At 38.4% G+C, this 16,893-nt stretch carries 20 protein-coding genes and 1 pseudogene; 2 read left to right on the top strand and 19 right to left on the bottom strand.

What is annotated here, in order from left to right; genetic code table 11:
- Positions 1-32 precede the first annotated feature (32 nt).
- The 15 genes from HZ311_RS12795 to HZ311_RS12725 all read right to left on the bottom strand — a co-directional run bounded on the left by HZ311_RS12795 (position 33) and on the right by HZ311_RS12725 (position 11,801).
- Positions 33-752: a YebC/PmpR family DNA-binding transcriptional regulator gene (locus HZ311_RS12795; RefSeq protein WP_029594248.1), complete on the bottom strand. Its 720-nt coding sequence runs from the start codon at positions 750-752 to the stop codon at positions 33-35.
- 98 nt (positions 753-850) lie between these two features.
- Positions 851-2,032, bottom strand: coding sequence for a nucleotidyltransferase (locus HZ311_RS12790; RefSeq protein WP_137072130.1), 1,182 nt, complete (start codon positions 2,030-2,032; stop codon positions 851-853).
- A 77-nt stretch (positions 2,033-2,109) separates the two neighbouring features.
- Positions 2,110-2,871 carry a class I SAM-dependent DNA methyltransferase gene (locus HZ311_RS12785; protein ID WP_010735859.1) on the bottom strand — a complete coding sequence of 254 codons (762 nt, stop codon included), beginning with the start codon at positions 2,869-2,871 and terminating at the stop codon, positions 2,110-2,112.
- A 1-nt stretch (position 2,872) separates the two neighbouring features.
- A complete protein-coding gene (gene rsfS, locus HZ311_RS12780; protein WP_034688417.1) occupies positions 2,873-3,226 on the bottom strand; it encodes a ribosome silencing factor in 354 nt (117 codons plus the stop codon).
- A gap of 24 nt (positions 3,227-3,250) precedes the next feature.
- Positions 3,251-3,835 carry a bis(5'-nucleosyl)-tetraphosphatase (symmetrical) YqeK gene (yqeK, locus tag HZ311_RS12775; protein WP_023519420.1) on the bottom strand — a complete coding sequence of 195 codons (585 nt, stop codon included), beginning with the start codon at positions 3,833-3,835 and terminating at the stop codon, positions 3,251-3,253.
- A complete protein-coding gene (locus tag HZ311_RS12770; RefSeq protein ID WP_137072127.1) occupies positions 3,825-4,472 on the bottom strand; it encodes a nicotinate-nucleotide adenylyltransferase in 648 nt (215 codons plus the stop codon). The genes yqeK and HZ311_RS12770 overlap by 11 nt, the downstream gene beginning before the upstream one ends.
- A gap of 12 nt (positions 4,473-4,484) precedes the next feature.
- On the bottom strand, positions 4,485-4,796 hold the full coding sequence (gene yhbY / locus HZ311_RS12765) for a ribosome assembly RNA-binding protein YhbY (protein WP_019724120.1): 312 nt from the start codon (positions 4,794-4,796) through the stop codon (positions 4,485-4,487).
- Positions 4,797-4,811: 15 nt separating this feature from the next.
- Positions 4,812-5,921, bottom strand: a complete 1,110-nt coding sequence (gene yqeH / locus HZ311_RS12760) for a ribosome biogenesis GTPase YqeH (RefSeq protein WP_178946735.1) — start codon at positions 5,919-5,921, stop codon at positions 4,812-4,814.
- Positions 5,918-6,445: a YqeG family HAD IIIA-type phosphatase gene (locus HZ311_RS12755; RefSeq protein WP_010735865.1), complete on the bottom strand. Its 528-nt coding sequence runs from the start codon at positions 6,443-6,445 to the stop codon at positions 5,918-5,920. The genes yqeH and HZ311_RS12755 overlap by 4 nt, the downstream gene beginning before the upstream one ends.
- 316 nt (positions 6,446-6,761) lie before the next feature.
- Positions 6,762-7,496: an amino acid ABC transporter ATP-binding protein gene (locus tag HZ311_RS12750; RefSeq protein ID WP_010735866.1), complete on the bottom strand. Its 735-nt coding sequence runs from the start codon at positions 7,494-7,496 to the stop codon at positions 6,762-6,764.
- Positions 7,497-7,509: 13 nt separating this feature from the next.
- The gene (locus HZ311_RS12745; protein ID WP_019724123.1) at positions 7,510-8,199 is read right to left on the bottom strand and encodes an amino acid ABC transporter permease; all 690 of its coding nucleotides are present in this window, start codon (positions 8,197-8,199) and stop codon (positions 7,510-7,512) included.
- 11 nt (positions 8,200-8,210) lie between these two features.
- Positions 8,211-9,029 carry a transporter substrate-binding domain-containing protein gene (locus HZ311_RS12740; RefSeq protein ID WP_137072123.1) on the bottom strand — a complete coding sequence of 273 codons (819 nt, stop codon included), beginning with the start codon at positions 9,027-9,029 and terminating at the stop codon, positions 8,211-8,213.
- 327 nt (positions 9,030-9,356) lie between these two features.
- Entirely contained in the window at positions 9,357-10,214 is an 858-nt protein-coding gene (locus tag HZ311_RS12735) for a nucleotidyl transferase AbiEii/AbiGii toxin family protein (RefSeq protein ID WP_137072121.1), read from the bottom strand.
- A 12-nt stretch (positions 10,215-10,226) separates the two neighbouring features.
- On the bottom strand, positions 10,227-10,820 hold the full coding sequence (locus HZ311_RS12730) for a type IV toxin-antitoxin system AbiEi family antitoxin domain-containing protein (RefSeq protein WP_137072119.1): 594 nt from the start codon (positions 10,818-10,820) through the stop codon (positions 10,227-10,229).
- Between the two features lie 465 nt (positions 10,821-11,285).
- Positions 11,286-11,801: a hypothetical protein gene (locus tag HZ311_RS12725; protein ID WP_137072117.1), complete on the bottom strand. Its 516-nt coding sequence runs from the start codon at positions 11,799-11,801 to the stop codon at positions 11,286-11,288.
- A 277-nt stretch (positions 11,802-12,078) separates the two neighbouring features.
- On the opposite strand from HZ311_RS12725, the pseudogene HZ311_RS15810 reads away from it, so the two are divergent.
- Both HZ311_RS15810 and HZ311_RS12720 read left to right on the top strand, forming a co-directional pair.
- Positions 12,079-12,342: pseudogene (locus tag HZ311_RS15810) on the top strand (hypothetical protein); the annotation flags it as partial.
- Positions 12,339-12,614 carry a hypothetical protein gene (locus HZ311_RS12720; RefSeq protein WP_232092489.1) on the top strand — a complete coding sequence of 92 codons (276 nt, stop codon included), beginning with the start codon at positions 12,339-12,341 and terminating at the stop codon, positions 12,612-12,614. The pseudogene HZ311_RS15810 and the gene HZ311_RS12720, both read left to right, overlap by 4 nt.
- Before the next feature lie 815 nt (positions 12,615-13,429).
- Here the strand turns inward: HZ311_RS12720 and HZ311_RS12715 are convergent.
- Genes HZ311_RS12715 through fabZ form a run of 4 tightly spaced genes read right to left on the bottom strand, consistent with a single transcriptional unit; the run spans position 13,430 to position 16,885 of the window.
- Complete coding sequence (locus HZ311_RS12715; protein WP_010735869.1) at positions 13,430-14,215, bottom strand: acetyl-CoA carboxylase carboxyl transferase subunit alpha; 786 nt, start codon at positions 14,213-14,215, stop codon at positions 13,430-13,432.
- Positions 14,208-15,077, bottom strand: coding sequence for an acetyl-CoA carboxylase, carboxyltransferase subunit beta (gene accD / locus HZ311_RS12710; RefSeq protein ID WP_137072115.1), 870 nt, complete (start codon positions 15,075-15,077; stop codon positions 14,208-14,210). The genes HZ311_RS12715 and accD overlap by 8 nt, the downstream gene beginning before the upstream one ends.
- Position 15,078: 1 nt before the next feature.
- Positions 15,079-16,458, bottom strand: a complete 1,380-nt coding sequence (locus tag HZ311_RS12705) for an acetyl-CoA carboxylase biotin carboxylase subunit (protein ID WP_178946734.1) — start codon at positions 16,456-16,458, stop codon at positions 15,079-15,081.
- 7 nt (positions 16,459-16,465) lie between these two features.
- Positions 16,466-16,885: a 3-hydroxyacyl-ACP dehydratase FabZ gene (gene fabZ / locus HZ311_RS12700; protein WP_010735872.1), complete on the bottom strand. Its 420-nt coding sequence runs from the start codon at positions 16,883-16,885 to the stop codon at positions 16,466-16,468.
- Positions 16,886-16,893: the final 8 nt, after the last annotated feature.

The raw sequence follows: 16,893 nt of genomic DNA, 5'->3' as shown, positions 1-16,893 counted from the left end.
CTGTTCCGACCTCTTTTATCCGCTTTATTCGATTAATCTTCTAAAGCAACATTATGGAAGACATGTTGGACATCTTCTAGATCTTCTAATACATCGATCATTTTTTCGAATTGTTCCAAGTCTTCGCCAGTCAATGTCACTTCATTTTGAGGGATCATTTGGATCTCCGCAATTGAAAAGTCAGTGATGCCTTTTTCTTTTAGTGCTTCTTGAATACTGTGGAAATCTGGCACTTCTCCGTAAACGATGATTTGGCCATCTTCTTCCATGACATCACGTACATCGATGTCCTTTTCCATCAAGTATTCTAAGATCTCATCTGCATCTTCACCGGCAAAACCAAAAATCGCGGTATTGTCGAACATATAAGATACTGCCCCAGAGACACCCATATTTCCGCCGTTTTTACCGAATGCTGCACGCACATCAGCGGCTGTGCGGTTTACGTTGTTGGTCAATGTGTCTACGATCACCATTGAGCCATTTGGTCCAAATCCTTCATAGCGCAATTCAGAGTATGTTTCATCCCCTGAACCTTTTGCTTTTTCAATTGCTCGGTCGATGATATGTTTTGGTACATTGTAAGTTTTAGCGCGCTCAATGACGAAACGTAGTTTTTGGTTAGCGTGTGGGTCAGGATCACCTGATTTTGCTGCTGCATAGATTTCAATTCCGAACTTCGCATAAACTCGGCTGTTGTTTGCATCTTTAGCTGTTTTTTTAGCTACGATATTGGCCCATTTACGTCCCATAGTTTCACTTCGCTTTCTGATTTGATATAGGATAGATTCTTTTTGATTCGTGCGGGAACACACAAAACGTCCTGTTTCATTATACTTGTGAATCAGGTTTATGTGAAGCTTTTTTTCTCTTCGATCGTTTCGATAAAGACTGGTTTTCGCCCAAATACTTGTTCCGCTACCTCGCCACCTAAGCGATAGATTTGATCACTGCGAACGAGTAGTTTTGCCACTTGCGCTTCTTTTTTGCCGATTTTCGCAAAAAGGGCTAAGGCTTTTTTATTTTTGAGACATGCTCTACCTGCTGCTGTAAAGCCCAACACATGGATGTATTCTTGCATCTGTTGCTCTCTCATCTCTTCTTTTTGGATATTCAATAACACGTAGCACGACAGGCGTTGGATCCTCGTCCACGTATAGCGTTTTGTTTTGACTTGTTCGACAAACTCGTAAAATGTATTAGCTGTCTTGGCCGCTTCTAACATCCTGATCTCTAAACCTTCCGTCATCTGGTAGATTTTTTGCAACGAGTCAACGGTGGAAGAAAGAAGACGGTATTTTAGCAAGGGCCAATAGGATGTCCAAGTTTGCAAACTTTCTGTCTTTAAAAATCTCTCTGTCTCTGAGGGAACTGTTGCAGAAATCGATCGATTTTCCGTTAATGCTTTACGAATCGCTGTGGCACTGGCTATTGTTTCTTTTGGTAACTCTTCATCATGATAACCAGCCCCTTTACGGTTGATCGGAACTAGTTCCATTGGATGTTCATAGGTAGCATTTTCTTTTGCATAGCTCAGCCCTAGAATATGATTAGGCGAGGAAAAATCAAGTGAGATTTCTGGGTAGACGTGCTTGAATACCTGTGTCATCTTTTGCGGATAACTCATTGTCTGATCGGGCAACTCTTGAAATGCTTTGGTGATTTGATCCTGATGGTGCAAAACAAATTGACCAAATGCTTGATAATCGAAGGTCGCTTCATCTTCTGTTCCAAAACATAAATAGTCACAGTTTAATTTTTGCAACAGTTGAACTGCTCCTTTAGCAAAATAATCAGCAGATTGTACTGCCCACTCGATTGGTAATTCAACCACGAGATCCACTCCGTTTTTCAAGGCTACTTCTGCACGTTGCCACTTATCTAAAATCGCCGGTTCACCTCGCTGCAAAAAATTGCCACTCATCACCGCAATCACTACGTCGGCACCGGTTCGTTCCCGTGCTTGCTGGACATGATAAAGATGACCATTGTGAAAGGGATTATATTCAACAATGATGCCACATACTTTCATTCGCTTTTCTCCTTTCGCCTAGTAAAAAAGAAGAGACTAAGCTTTTTGATCCAGCCGTCTCTCCTTTTTATTGTTTGCTACAGTTCGTCGATTTCGCCTTCTTCTTTCTGGGCGACAAAAAACCAACGTCTGGATTCTTCGTTAGGTGTTTCGTCTGTAAAATCAGCGAATACTTCTACTTTAGCAAATCCGCTATTCTCTAACATCCGCAAGTAGTTTTCTAGTGGATACGTACGTTCTTGATGTAATTCATCTTCACGTGTGAACGTACCGTCTTTTTCTTGTGATTCGACAAAGAATGTCAAATAATGTTCAATGCTATGTTTTTCTTTCCCCGTATAACTATCCCAAAGAAAGGCAAAATCGTCTCCTTGGTAATGATAACTATACTCCGGAAATACTTGATCGATTTGATAAACGGAATGGACATCAAACAAGAAACGGCCGTTTTCTTCCAATGCCTGATAGACTTCATCGAATACTTGTTGTACTTCTTGATCGTTTTGCATATAGCACAAAGAATCTGAGAAACAAGTGATGGCTTGGTATTGCCCACTCTCTGATAGATCTAACATATTCCCTTCAACAAACTGTACCGATGCTTCTTCTTCATAGGCACGTTGACTGGCGATCATCAGCATTTCTTCTGATAGATCCAAGCCAGTTACATTGTAGCCGTCTTTGGCAAAAGCCACAGCTAATGCTCCTGTACCACAAGCTAGTTCAAGAATGTTTTTAGTTGTTTCAGGCAAATGGCGTTTAGAAAATGCGAGCCATTGTTCATAAAGCCCGTCATCCATGACTTCATCGTAAATAAAGGCAAATGTTTCGTAGGCCATGTTAATCCAACCATTCAGTCAAATCGACAAGTGGCGCATCTGACCATAACTTCTCTAAATTATAAAACCCACGTTCTGGGGCATGGAATACATGGATGATCAAATCACCTAGATCGATCAGAATCCATTTGCCGCCTTCTTTTCCTTCTACGCGTTTTACTTCGTATTTGCTTTCTTCTTCTTTTTCAATGATTTCTTCCACGATGGCATTGATCTGACGTTCACTGTTTGCTGAACAGATCATAAAGTAGTCAGCTAATAGCGACACTTTACGGACGTCTAAAGCTAAAATATCTTCTGCACGTTTTGAATCTGCTGCTTGGACAGCGATTTTTAATTGTTCTTTACTATCGATGATGATTTCCTCCTAATGGGTCAGCTATTTTGCCACCCAATGATTATATGTTTCAATTGTTTTTGGATAAATTTTGCTCTCTTGCGCAATCAAATGTGCTAATGTATGTTTGGTTTCGAATGCAACTGCTTCATCTAAATCGATCATGGCAATCTCACGGGCTTCTTTGACACCTGGAAAAGAACGTCCTGGTTCGATATAGTCAGCCACATAGATGACTTTATCGAGTAAGGACATCTCAGCAGCTCCTGTCGTATGGAGACGGATTGCTTGTAAGATCTCCTCATCAGTGATGCCTAATTCTCGTTCAACAAATGATGCACCGACTAATCCGTGCCAAATTGCATTTCCATAAGCTAATAACTCTGGATCAAGTTGCTCACGTTCGATGAATAAGATAAACTCATCGTCTGGTCGTTCTTTCGCATAATCATGTGTCAATGCGGCGATACTCGCTTTTTCTGGCGAGCAACCATACCTTTCAGCAAGTGCAACAGCTGTTTGTTCTACACCCAAAACATGTTTGAAGCGTTGTTCACTCATTCTCATTTGGACTTTTTGCATCAAGATTTCTCGAGTATAGGCCGTATAATCTGTACTATAATTCATGTTGATACAATCCTTCTTTCTGAATATAATCCAAGACTTTATCTGGGATCAAATAACGGACGGAACAACCTTGTTGAATTTTTTGACGAATCTTTGTCGAACTTAGATCAATCTCAGGGACATCGACCCAGATCACAGGATACGGGGTTTCCACTTGATACCCACGTCGATGGATACCGACAAAGTGGACCATTGTCAATAACTCGTCGATTTTGTACCACTTTGGTAAATATTCGACCATATCACCGCCGATGATAAAATAGTAGTCCGTATCAGGATTATTTTGAGTCAAAGCCTTCATCGTGTCATACGTATAGCTTTTGCCGCCTCGTTCGATTTCAATCGTTTCAATCGTTAGAAAAGGATTGTCTTCGATCGCAAGTTCCAGCATGTTTAAGCGATGTTCTGCCGGTATAGTTGGCTTTTCATCCACATGAGGTGGTTGATAGGAAGGCATTAAACAGACATGGTCTAGTCCTAAATTCTGTCCTGCTTGTTCTGCCATCACTAGATGGGCTAGATGCACAGGATTGAAAGTTCCGCCCAAGATCCCCACCTGTTTTCTTTTCGCATAAAGATGGGGCATTTCTTTTGGAAATACTTGAGGTCGAACAAAGGATTTCGCTTGCGATTTCATCTTCGTCACTCCTTAGATTGCATGTACTTCTTTAGATATCCGTTGGTATTTCTCTTTAGATGATGCTTTGTATAAAACAAGCACGCGTCCGATGATCTGAACCACTTCACATGCGATAGCTTGTTCTAATACTTGTGCCACATCTTCTGCGATCTCATCTGTATTTTGCAACAATGATACTTTGATCAATTCTCTTTTTTCAAGTGCTTCTTCGATTTGGACGATCATTGCTTCATTGATCCCACCTTTACCGATTTGGAAGATCGGTTGAAGATGGTGTGCCTGACTACGTAAAAATCGTTTTTGCTTTCCTCTTAAACTCATGTTTTTCCTTCTTTCTTAAATCAGTGCTTTTCTTCTTAACACATGTACCCCTTTTGGCGCCCAGCCTGCGATGACTGCTGGTTCCGTTACCGTGATCCAGCCTAGTCCTGCAAAGACGATATCTGTCTTTTCTTTTACAGAAAACTCAAAGCGAACAAGTTCAGGGAATTCACTGACTTCATTCGGACGTGGTGGTTGCAATAAGCCGCCTACATGTTTTTCATAAAAAGTATCGGCTTTTTCTAATTTTGTCCGATGTAAATTGACATCATTTGATACATAAGCAATAAATGAACCTCGTTTGCCACTGATAAAGTCGAATCGAGCTAATCCTCCAAGGAAAAGCGTTTGACCTTCATTCAGCTGATACACCTTAGGCTTGATTTCCTTCGTCGGTGCGATGATACGTAAGTCTTTTTTGCCTAAATAGTGGGCCATTTGATGGCGATGGATAATTCCTGGTGTATCGATCAAAAATTGGCCATCATCCAATGGGATCTCGATTTTATCTAACGTTGTTCCTGGGAACTGCGAAGTCGTGATCACTTCTTGGACGCCTGCCGTATTTTTGATGATCTGATTGATCAATGTCGATTTCCCGACATTCGTCACACCAACGATATACACATCTCGACCCTCACGATATTTTTCGATTTTCTCTAGAAGTGTTGTCATTTCAGGTGCTTTTTTTGCGCTTGTCAACAACACCTCGACAGGTCTTAGCCCTGCTTCATGGGCACGCTCATTCATCCATTGGATCATTTTTGATTTTTTTAATGATTTAGGTAAAATATCGACTTTGTTCCCAACCAAAAGAACTGGATTTTTTCCGACAAAACGATGTAATCCAGGAATCAGTGAACCGTTGAAATCGAAAATATCCACCACATTGACGATCAATGCGTCTTTTTGACCTAATTCATTTAGTAATCGCAAGAAATCATCATCTGTCAGTGATACATCTTGGATCTCATTATAATGTCTCAAACGGAAACAACGTTGACAATAAACATCCCCTGTTGCTAACCCTTTTTCGAGTGCTGCTTTTGGTGTATAGCCTAATTCATCAGGATGTTCAGTTTGGATCATCACGCCACAACCGATACATTGCAATTCTTCGTTCATTCAATGCCACCTCGCCAATCCATATCTGGATGTTTCTTTACTAAATAACTCATGATCTTACGTTCCCAGAACCGATTGAATTTCGTCTTCCAACTATCAGTTTCAATGATTGGTTTAACTAAGACACTACGGATACCGGCACTATTCGCGCCACGAATATCGGTCATGATCTGATCACCAATCATGATGATTTCTTCATCTGCCAGATCCAACATTTTTTTTGCTTTATTGATTCCCACTGGCAAAGGCTTCAAAGCTCTTGCAACATAAAGTAGCTCAAATTTTTTAACTGCACGAGCTACGCGTTCTGAGTTGTTGTTAGAAACAACGACTACTGGTATGCCCGCATTTCTCATTTCTAAAATCCAAGTGAACAATTCTTCCGTTCCATCTGGATTATTCCAAGCAATCAGTGTATTATCAAGGTCCGTCAAGACGGCTTTGATCCCTAGTTTTTTCAGTTGTGCAGGGGTAATTTTATAGACGGCTTCTACCATCCATGTAGGTTTATAATTTGAAAACATGTTGTCTCCTCATCTGCAAAAAATGAAGGAGCACGATATGTACTCCTCAACCCCATATTATACTGTAAAATCTAAAAAAAAACTACCTCTATACATTAAACCTTTTAATGGAGGTAATAACAGAAGGAACCAGCTCCAAAAAATAAGCAATCAGCTCATAAAATAGATTCTTCTATATTCTTGAGTTGGTTGCTTATTACTGAAAGAGTTACTTTTGGAACATCATTCATATAATTTTAGAAAAACCTAAAGAACTGAAATCACTATCCATAGGTAATGTTGGAAAAGAGCGCCATTTCTTATATCTTATTTTTTACTACAATACTTTGGCCAAAAAATCGATAGTCCGAGGCTGGCTCGTCCGCTCCAGCACCTCACTAGGTGTCCCCTCTTCCACGATCTGTCCTTGATCCATAAAGATGATTCGATCACCCACTTCTTTCGCAAAGCCGATTTCATGAGTGACAATGACCATCGTCATCCCTTCTTGTGCCAATTGCAACATAACCGAGAGTACTTCACCCACCATTTCTGGATCAAGTGCCGAAGTAGGCTCATCGAACAACATGACGTCTGGTTGCATTGCCAACGCTCGGGCAATCGCTATCCGTTGCTGCTGTCCACCTGATAAAGAGTAAGGATAGGCGGTGGCTTTATCTGACAAACCAACTTTTGCCAATAATTCCAAAGCGATCGCCTCGGCTGCTTTCTTAGGCATTTTTTTCACTTTGATTGGTGATAAGGTGATATTTTCTAATACTGTCATATTGGGAAATAGATTGAACTGTTGAAAAACCATCCCCATTTTTTCTCTTGTTTTAAAAATATCGTGTTTCTTATGTGTGATATCCGTTCCCTCAAACTCCACCGTACCGGCTGTAGGAGATTCGAGTAGATTCAAACAACGGAGAAACGTACTTTTCCCTGAACCTGAAGGGCCGATGATCACTACGACCTCCCCGGCGGAAATAGTCGTAGTAATTCCTTTCAATACTTCTGTTTCCCCAAATGATTTATTTAATTGTTTGATCGTTACTATTGATTTTTCCATACGACATTCTCTCCTAACGTTGATACCCTTTTCCGAGTTTTTTCTCCCAACTACTCAACAACCGCGATGTTACAAAGGTCATAACGAAGTATAACCCTGCGGCAATAAAATAAGGTTCCAATGGGATATAGGAGTTTGAGATAACGATCTGAGCAGATCCCATCAATTCATTGATACCGATCACTGTCAGTAAAGAAGAATCTTTGATCAACGTGACAAACTCATTTCCTAATGGTGGCAGGATATTTCTCAACGCTTGTGGGAAAATGACATAACGCATCGCCTGTATAGGACGTAAGCCTAGTGAATACGAAGCTTCTGTTTGTCCCATATCAACAGCCGCAATCCCTCCACGAATGATCTCAGCAACATACGCCCCAGAGTTCAGTGATAATACGATGATTCCTGGTATCAAACGCCCTAAGTCGATGGTTAAAATCCCCACGGACCAATCCACCGCTGGAAAGAAACGTTGCAATAAGATGAATCCGATCATGATCTGCAATAACATCGGTGTGCCTCTTAGTAATTCGATATAACTATTAGCTAACCAATTCAAAGGCTTGATCTTTGAGCGCTTCATCAATGCCATGGCTAGGCCAATCATTGTACCAAAGATGACTGTCAAGATCGAAATGACGATCGTAACGACCGCGCCGGATAAAAAATACGGTAAGTACTTATCTAAAAACGAAAAATTCACACTGCGTCCCTCTATTCTGTCGCTGTTTGTTCAGCTAGTTCATGATTTTTTTTGATGAATTCATCGATTTTTCCCTCATCACTTAATTTTTTGATGATTTTATTCAACTCTTCTTGTAATTCTGTACTCCCTTTTGGTAAGGCAACAGCAAAAGCTTCATCATCTGATTGTTCCAAAGGGATATCTGCAATCATCAAGTTGGGGTTCTGAGCAATATATGCTTCGGCAATCGTTTGTTCAACGACCATGCCATCCAGTGAACCTTGATTGATCTCGATCACCATATTTGGCACTTTATCGATCGTGACTACTTTAGCTTCTTTGATTTGTTCGTTGATCACTGCTTCTTGGATCGAGCCTTTTTGCGCCCCTAAGCTTTTACCTGCCAAGCGATCAATGCTTGTGAACGTGTTTTTATCTTTTTTATTGATCACGAGAACTTGTGGCGGATTGTAATAGTTGTCGGTGAAGTCAAATTGTTCTTTTCGTTCTGCGGTCGCTGAAATCGCTGAGATCGCTACATCGACTTTCCCTTCTTTTAAAGAGGCTAACACCGTGTTGAAACTCATATCTGAGAGCTCCAATTTCACACCAAGCTCATCTGCGATGGCTTTAGCTAAATCAATATCCGATCCGACGATTTGATCTTTCCCATCGACGATCGTATGAAATTCAAACGGCGCATAATCAGCAGACGTCGCCACTTTCAATACACCACTTTCCTTGATTGCTGCTAATTGATCGTTTGATTCAGCTGCATCCCCATTCCCGCAAGCTCCTAATGCGAATGTTGTAACTAAAAATAAAATAATTCCGGAAATCTTTTTCATTGTCTCGCCCCTTATTCATTTTGTTCTGTCATTATAGCATGAAAATTTCAAAAATAAACTATTTTTTGTATATTTATTTAATTTTATTCGTTTTTATGCTTTTAAAATGAATAATAATCACAAATTAAGAATATTTATTTTAATATTTCAAGGGAAGAAATGAAAAAGCTGAGAACCAAGTCTCAGCTTTTTTATTTGATTTTCAGTCTATTTTACTTTGTTTCTCAAAGCCAAACACCTCTGTACCAAGCTCATTGGTTCCGCTGATTTACGCTAAATCACACAATTAATATCGTTTGTCATCTTGATTTGTTCAATTCTTGTAAACTATTGTTTTCTTTCTTGATTTTCAATTTTGATTACAATTTGCATTAGATAAGCAACTCCGTTAACTGTATCTGCAAATGAAATAGAATTCGCAAAAGAATTAACTGAGCGATATTTGTCCCATAGTTTTTCCAAATAACCGCTCCCTTTTATCTTTTCGATTTCCCTTTCATAATAAAAAGATAACGGTTTGTTGTCTCCACGTTTTGTAAATGTATTTCGGACACTTTTATATAGCTCTTTCATATCAATATTTTCTAGTTTTCTGATGGCAAATAGGTCGTAGTAATCTTTCAATCTCGAATTGTCTGTCCCAAAGTTAAATGTAGCACTCAGCTTTTCTGCAATAATCTGTTCTGTTGGATAAGCTGGAATCTCCACTTTTTTATCTTCAAACATCAATTGATGATGATGTATATCTACTTCAGGATAAATAGAATCTCCTGTTGTTACATCCAATTTAAATGGGACACGTATTTTTTCTAAATGAGCAATCAATTTAATTTGAAACCCAGGATAAAAATCAATTTCCCTTGTCTCTTTAATCTCTTGAACAGAGAAAACAATTCCCTCTTTCGTAGGTTTACTAGTTAATTCTTTAAAGATGTTCTTCAATTTTTCTTTAGTTAATTTACTATTTCTAAATGTCGTATCAATATCAATTGTTGTTCTTCTATCAATTCCATATTTTGAACCTAATAGAAGACCACCTTTCAAAATAAAGTCATTTTTATACTTCGATTCAGAGATTTGTTCAACTAAGCGATCCATCATAAAATGCCTTTGAACTAACTGTGCATTTAATCCTATACTTTTTGCAAGATTTCTTGTTTTTGCTGTAAATTGTGTAGGGGTCATATTTTCTCTCCATCAATACAAACTCTGCATATGATATTTCATTTCTTTTTCTACATGTAGTTTTGTCATATAATCTCTTAATTTACTTGGGTCTCTCCTAGGATCTCTCATGTACTCTTTTAAAGCTTCTAATTTCATTTCATATTCAATTTCATATCTCGGATTCCAAATATCACAAAGAGTTCGTTCCTTATCGTATATAATAATAGGATTTCCTTGAAAGGAAGTGCCCTCCACTTTCCCTAACTCGTATACTTCCTTCTTCACAAAATGAAATTGTAACTGTTGCTCTTTCGTAATTGAACGATTCACATTATAACCATGTGGAAAAGTCAAATGAATGAAGTTCGGCATGTTTGTAGAAAGTTGATATATATCTAATGTCGTTTCATGAGAAAATATTCCTCTGGAAAATCGTTGCTGAAAACAAAATAAATCATCGATTCCATGACCAGTCTCTACATAATAACCACGATCAACTTTCATCAAAATTCCTTGATTCACCAATCTTTGTACAGTAGTTGCTGAAATTCCTAATTTTCTAGCTTCCTTCATAGATAAATTTCCATCGCGAATACGCAACAACTCTTTCAGCTTATCTTGCATTTAATCCCCTCACTTACGTTACAAATACACTACATTAAACTTATCATAATAGTGTAATTGTAACAAGGCATTCTTCATGCGGGAAAGAAATGGTCGATTACTGTGTAATGGATGTTTCGCGAATATCTGGACAATATAACTTCCTGAAAGCTATACCAAGACGATAAGATACGTTAGCAAGTTTATGCACACACCAAGAACGCCTTACACTATAACTATTCAGATGGCCTACTTAAATAGTTAAGTACCAATATCCAGCACTAAAAAGAAATACCTATGGTTTCAACAACTTTTAAAATTTCAAATCAAAAATCCTGATTCGGTACAGAAAAATATTTTTAATCAATTAAAAGAACAGGGAAAAGATGGTGCCCCCTTCTTTCTGTTCAAATTATTCTGAAATTCCTCTACTTCAATAATCATTTTGCAAGAAGCATCGTTTTTTAAGGCTATTCCTTTACTCAACTATTCCTCATTCCCTGACACAAAACTATATTCAATCTTATGTGAGTCAGATAAACGATTTCCACTTTCACCTACCCAAGAAAATTCTTTTCGATAATCCTTTCCGACTAACGTTGTCGTTTTCTTCTCCTGATTGACTTCGACTGTTACATGTTCGATCTCTTTAACAAATGTTTGAAAAAGTTCATTCGTTTTTAGGTCTTGTTCTGCGGATGTAAAATCTGGTGTCAGCAAACTTTTGATTTCTTGTTCTTCACTGCTTGAGAGTTTTAAATCTGCGGGATCTTGATCAAGGCTTTGTGCCAGTTGGATTTCTTTCATGATCTCTAAATTTCCCTCTTTAAGAGTATAACTTCCTCTGTTTTGTAGCGTCCCAGCATTCGTCACTTGAACAATTTCGATGTTTTTTAATCGGTCCTCATTCGATTTAGAGCAGCCAGTCAAGAATAGCGACAAAGAAATTACACCTCCCAAAAAAAGAACATAAAATAACTTACTTAACAACTTATAAAACACAACATCAACTCCTTTTTAATAAAAATATCACACACAAAAAAAATATCAAATAATAACTAAGTTATGATTTGATCGGAAATAATAAACTAACTATAATAAAATTGTAACAAATAAAAAAAAGAGGTTTAATATGAAAAAAAAGGTTATTTTTAGTTGCTTTGTTGGCGTTACTTTTTTCAGTATGTTGTTACCTAGCCAAATCGTCTAGACCCAAGAAATAATCGAGCATACAGAACCATTTTCTAGCATCCAATCAATAGGTTCAAATTCAGATAACTTAGACTCAAAAGCAATATTGACTAGATATTGGACGTCAGGATGGATTAAAACAGGTAGCCCCGCTCCCGCAGTAGCTTTCTTTCAAAGCGGTGCATATAGGGGATGGTTAAGCAGATATCGTGAACTACCAAGTCATTATGGTACAACTGGTTATTATGAAGGTTACTTTTATCATAACTCCGTTCCATTTCCAGTTCCATCAAAATTAAATATTTTGAACAATGACTTATTATCACCAATTGATGAGGAGGATCTAAAATGAAATATTTCAAACAAATTTTAATAGCTTCAATAGTAATTTCTGGTCTATTTTTATTTACTGAAAGACACAATGCAAACACAAACTTAGCAATAGCGGAATATACCTCAATATCTATAGAACCTTTAGGTAGTAAAATCATCTATCACACAAGACGATCTACTACGTTAGCCGGGTTAACTAACACAATGATTTATAATGATGGAATTTATTGCGGACAATTAACTTTACAGTCTTGGTCTTATGAAAAAGATTTTTCAACTGGAAGAATGTGATATATAAAGGAACTGTACGTTCTAATGGTGGTTGTCCTATTGGTTAATTAGTGAGAAAAATGAACAATAAATAAACTGCAATAAAGGACAACTTCACTTCATTTTTTCTCGCTATTATCTTAGACATCTCAAAAAGCTTGTACATATATATATTGAATAGTAGTATCTAACCACAAATAGCCCGATTTGATAAACCAAATCAGGTTATTTGTGGTTAGAAGATGTTTATTTTTATGTATTGCGATAATTACACAGTAAATAAGTGGGATATACTTCATTAAAAGAATAAAAACGGTACATTTAATTACGCGTTAACCTAGTTTTTTTCAATTTTTAGTGTATAACACAACATTCAATATATACTCTATGAAAAATTACTAAATTTTTTTAAGTTACAGAAATTCAAATTATCTCTATCTTTAATATCATTCTTCCAATTAACATTTTCCATTTTTCTTTTATATAATCAACAATCAAAATCTAATACCTAAATAATTACACATCAAGATACAATCTCTAATAACTAAATATCAGTGTAAGTTTAAAAATCTAAGAAAATTCAATGAAATTAGTTTTTTATATTAAGTTAAATATATATCATAAAATTTTTTCCATTTTAACCCTTACAATCAAAAAGAAACAAGAATATTTTCTAAAAAAATCATATAATTCCTATTTTATTTCCCCTTTTAACTAGCAAATCATACAAATAAACACATTAAATATATAAATCATAAACCAATATTTATCCATTTATAGGATAAATCAGAAAAAACTGTAGAGGCAATTCTCTACAGTTTAAATCAAAAAACTTCTTAATATTTACGAAAACGTTGGTAGCGTTGTTCGATCAATTCTTCGGTTGGTTTCTGACAAAGTTCGGTCAGTTTTTCGATCAATGCTTTTTGCATCATACGCGCAACTTTTTCTTTGCCTAAAGGTTCTCCATTGAATGTTTCGGGGATCACTCGATCAATGACGTCTAACTCTAATAATTCACCAGCAGCGACTTTCATCAATTCAGCGGCTTCGGCTGCTCGGCTGCCGTCTTTCCAAAGAATCGAAGCAAAGCCTTCTGGTGATAAAACAGCATAGATCGTTTGTTCTAACATCCAGACTTCATCGGCTAATGCTAAGGCTAGTGCCCCACCACTACCGCCTTCACCAATAATAATACTGATGATTGGTACCTTCAAATCCGACATTTCTAATAGATTACGGGCAATCGCTTCCCCTTCACCACGTTCTTCTGCACCGATCCCACAATAGGCACCCGCAGTGTTGATCAACGTAATGACCGGACGGTTGAATTTTTCTGCTTGTTTCATTAAACGCAGTGCTTTACGATAACCTTCCGGATGAGGAGAGCCAAAATTCCGACGAATATTTTCTTGCAAGTCACGGCCTTTTTGGATGCCAATGACGGTCACTGGTTTTCCGGCTAATTTTGCTACGCCTCCGACAATCGCTTCATCATCACCAAATAAGCGATCACCATGAAATTCTTGGAACCCTTCAAAAATCGTTTCAAAAAAATCAAGACTTGTCCAACGATCTTTTGCCCGCGCCAGTTGGACGATATCATGAGCAGTTTTATTCATGGTTGATCCATCCTTTCTGCGTATGCAATTCTAATAATTGATGGATCGTGTCCTTGAGTTCTCTTCTTGGAACGATTTGATCCACAAAGCCATGTTCCAGTAAAAATTCTGCTTTTTGAAAATCTTCTGGTAGTTCTTGTTTGATCGTTTGTTCGATCACTCGGCGGCCAGCAAAGCCGATCAAACTTTGCGGTTCAGCTAAGATGATATCCCCTTCCATCGCAAAGCTGGCGGTAACACCACCTGTCGTCGGATCTGTTAAGACAGTCAAATAAAATAGCTGTTTATTGCTATGACGTTTGACCGCTGCGGAGATTTTGGCCATTTGCATGAGAGAGAAAATTCCTTCTTGCATCCGGGCGCCCCCTGAAGCAGTGAATAATACGACGGGTAATTTTTTACTCGCCGCACGTTCAAACAAACGAGTGATCTTTTCCCCTACGATCGTGCCCATACTTCCCATGATAAAATTAGGGTCCATGACACCAATAGCAAAAGGAATGCCTTTAATAGTCGCTTGACCAGTTAGAACTGCTTCATGTAAGCCAGTCTTTTCTTGCATCTTGCCGATCTTTTCTTGATAATCAGGGAAATCAAGAGGATCTTTTGTAACGAGATCCGTATCCCATTCCTCTAAACTTTTCTCATCAATGATCAACGCTAATCGCTGCCATGCGCCGATTCTAAAGTTATAACTACAGTGTGGACATACTTTTTCTTCCCCGATATCTTTTGTGTAGATGATATGTTTACAATTTGGGCATTTCGCCCACATATTGTCAGGGACTGATGGTGCATTCGTTGGCTTGATTTCTCGATTAGGATTGATTCGAATGTATTTTTTCTTTTTGAATAAAGTCATCTTATTCGTCTCCTATCTCCGTCTCGGGAATCCAGTTTGGTAAAAACTCTTCTTGTAAGAATGCGGTACTGTAATCAGCAGCAATCACTGCAGGGTGACTGATCAGATCCATTTGGAATTCAGCATTCGTGATCACGCCATCTGTCACGATCTCGCTCAATGCCCGTTGCATTTTCATCAACGCATCGAAACGTGTATCGCCATGTACGATGACCTTAGCAATCATTGAATCATAATAAGGGGGAATCGTGTAACCTGAATAAACCGAACTATCGACCCTTAATCCCATACCACCAGCTGGTAGCAACAAATTCTTGATTTTGCCTGGTGAAGGAGCGAAATGAAATGCTGGATTTTCTGCATTGATCCGGCATTCGATCGCATGCCCTTGGAAAATGATATCTTCTTGTTGGATCTCTAGTGGTCGTCCGGCCGCAACCTCGATTTGTTTTTTGACAAGATCGATATTTGTGACCATTTCTGTTACTGGATGTTCAACTTGGATGCGGGTGTTCATTTCCATAAAATAACAATCACCGGATTCATCCATTAAAAATTCGATCGTTCCTGCATTTTCATAATTCACTGCCTTTGCCGCTCTGACAGCTGCTGCACCTAAGTGATTTCGTTTTTCCTCAGAGATCACAACAGATGGTGATTCTTCTAAGACTTTTTGATTATTCCGTTGTAAGGAACAATCACGTTCACCTAGATGCAGAACATGACCAAATTGATCACCTAATATTTGCACTTCAATATGTCTTGCGGGATAAATGATTTTTTCCAAATACATATCATCGTTACCAAAAGCAGCAGCTGCCTCTTGTTGGGCGGATGAAAAATGTTGTGGTAATTCTTCTTTTGACAAGACTTTGCGGATTCCTTTACCGCCACCACCAGCGGCGGCTTTAAGCATCACTGGATAGCCAATTTTTTCTGCCACTTCCAGTGCTTCTTCAACAGTCGATAGCACACCATCACTACCTGGGATCACAGGAACATCTGCTTGTTGCATCAACTGACGTGCGTTGATTTTATTCCCCATATCATCGATCGTTTTGCTTTTAGGTCCAATAAAGACGATATTACATTCTTCACACATCGAAGCAAATCGACTGTTCTCAGATAAGAATCCAAATCCAGGATGGATTGCTTCTGCTTTTGTAACGATGGCCGCACTTAGAACTGCTTGTACATTCAAATAGGAATCTGTTGCTCTTGCAGGACCGATGCAGACGGCTTCGTCTGCTAATTGTGTGTGCAATGCCTCCGCATCCGCTTCAGAATAGACCGCAACGGTTTGGATTCCAAGCTCACGGCAGGCACGAATGATCCGTACGGCTATTTCGCCGCGATTTGCTATCAAGACTTTTGAAAACATAACTCACCTATCCAATCATAAAGGTTAATTCAGCTTCAGCAACTTTTTTGCCGTCCACTTTTGCAATTCCTTTGCCTATTCCTGCAGAAGACTTGATTTTAGTGATTTCCACTTCTAATATCAACGTATCTCCAGGAGTCACTTTTTTACGAAACTTCGCTTTATCTAATCCGCCAAAGTAAGCAGTTTTTCCTTTGAACTGTTCCAATGATAATAGAGCTACTGCTCCTGCTTGGGCCATCGCTTCTACGATCAATACCCCCGGCATCACAGGTTCTTCTGGAAAATGTCCTTGGAAAAAAGGTTCATTGATCGTCACATTTTTTTTAGCAACGATCCGTTCGCCTTCGACAATTTCTTCCACTCGATCAATCAGCAACAGCGGATAGCGATGAGGGATGATTTCTTTGATTTCTTGTATATTCATAGGTCTGG

Origin of the sequence: Enterococcus mundtii, assembly GCF_013394305.1 — a bacterium.
Classification (GTDB): Bacteria; Bacillota; Bacilli; order Lactobacillales; family Enterococcaceae; genus Enterococcus_B; species Enterococcus_B pernyi.
The sequence above is the reverse complement of the archived record's forward strand: the minus strand, read 5'-3'. Positions and strand labels throughout refer to the sequence as shown.

Bases quoted from the DNA above. Each gene is read 5' to 3' on its own strand.
- HZ311_RS12795 (WP_029594248.1), bottom strand. From the start codon at position 752: ATGGGACGTAAATGGGCCAATATCGTAGCTAAAAAAACAGCTAAAGAT.
- HZ311_RS12790 (WP_137072130.1), bottom strand. From the start codon at position 2,032: ATGAAAGTATGTGGCATCATTGTTGAATATAATCCCTTTCACAATGGT.
- HZ311_RS12785 (WP_010735859.1), bottom strand. From the start codon at position 2,871: ATGGCCTACGAAACATTTGCCTTTATTTACGATGAAGTCATGGATGAC.
- yqeK (WP_023519420.1), bottom strand. From the start codon at position 3,835: ATGAATTATAGTACAGATTATACGGCCTATACTCGAGAAATCTTGATG.
- HZ311_RS12770 (WP_137072127.1), bottom strand. From the start codon at position 4,472: ATGAAATCGCAAGCGAAATCCTTTGTTCGACCTCAAGTATTTCCAAAA.
- yhbY (WP_019724120.1), bottom strand. From the start codon at position 4,796: ATGAGTTTAAGAGGAAAGCAAAAACGATTTTTACGTAGTCAGGCACAC.
- yqeH (WP_178946735.1), bottom strand. From the start codon at position 5,921: ATGAACGAAGAATTGCAATGTATCGGTTGTGGCGTGATGATCCAAACT.
- HZ311_RS12755 (WP_010735865.1), bottom strand. From the start codon at position 6,445: ATGTTTTCAAATTATAAACCTACATGGATGGTAGAAGCCGTCTATAAA.
- HZ311_RS12750 (WP_010735866.1), bottom strand. From the start codon at position 7,496: ATGGAAAAATCAATAGTAACGATCAAACAATTAAATAAATCATTTGGG.
- HZ311_RS12740 (WP_137072123.1), bottom strand. From the start codon at position 9,029: ATGAAAAAGATTTCCGGAATTATTTTATTTTTAGTTACAACATTCGCA.
- HZ311_RS12735 (WP_137072121.1), bottom strand. From the start codon at position 10,214: ATGACCCCTACACAATTTACAGCAAAAACAAGAAATCTTGCAAAAAGT.
- HZ311_RS12730 (WP_137072119.1), bottom strand. From the start codon at position 10,820: ATGCAAGATAAGCTGAAAGAGTTGTTGCGTATTCGCGATGGAAATTTA.
- HZ311_RS12720 (WP_232092489.1), top strand. From the start codon at position 12,339: ATGAAATATTTCAAACAAATTTTAATAGCTTCAATAGTAATTTCTGGT.
- HZ311_RS12715 (WP_010735869.1), bottom strand. From the start codon at position 14,215: ATGAATAAAACTGCTCATGATATCGTCCAACTGGCGCGGGCAAAAGAT.
- accD (WP_137072115.1), bottom strand. From the start codon at position 15,077: ATGACTTTATTCAAAAAGAAAAAATACATTCGAATCAATCCTAATCGA.
- HZ311_RS12705 (WP_178946734.1), bottom strand. From the start codon at position 16,458: ATGTTTTCAAAAGTCTTGATAGCAAATCGCGGCGAAATAGCCGTACGG.
- fabZ (WP_010735872.1), bottom strand. From the start codon at position 16,885: ATGAATATACAAGAAATCAAAGAAATCATCCCTCATCGCTATCCGCTG.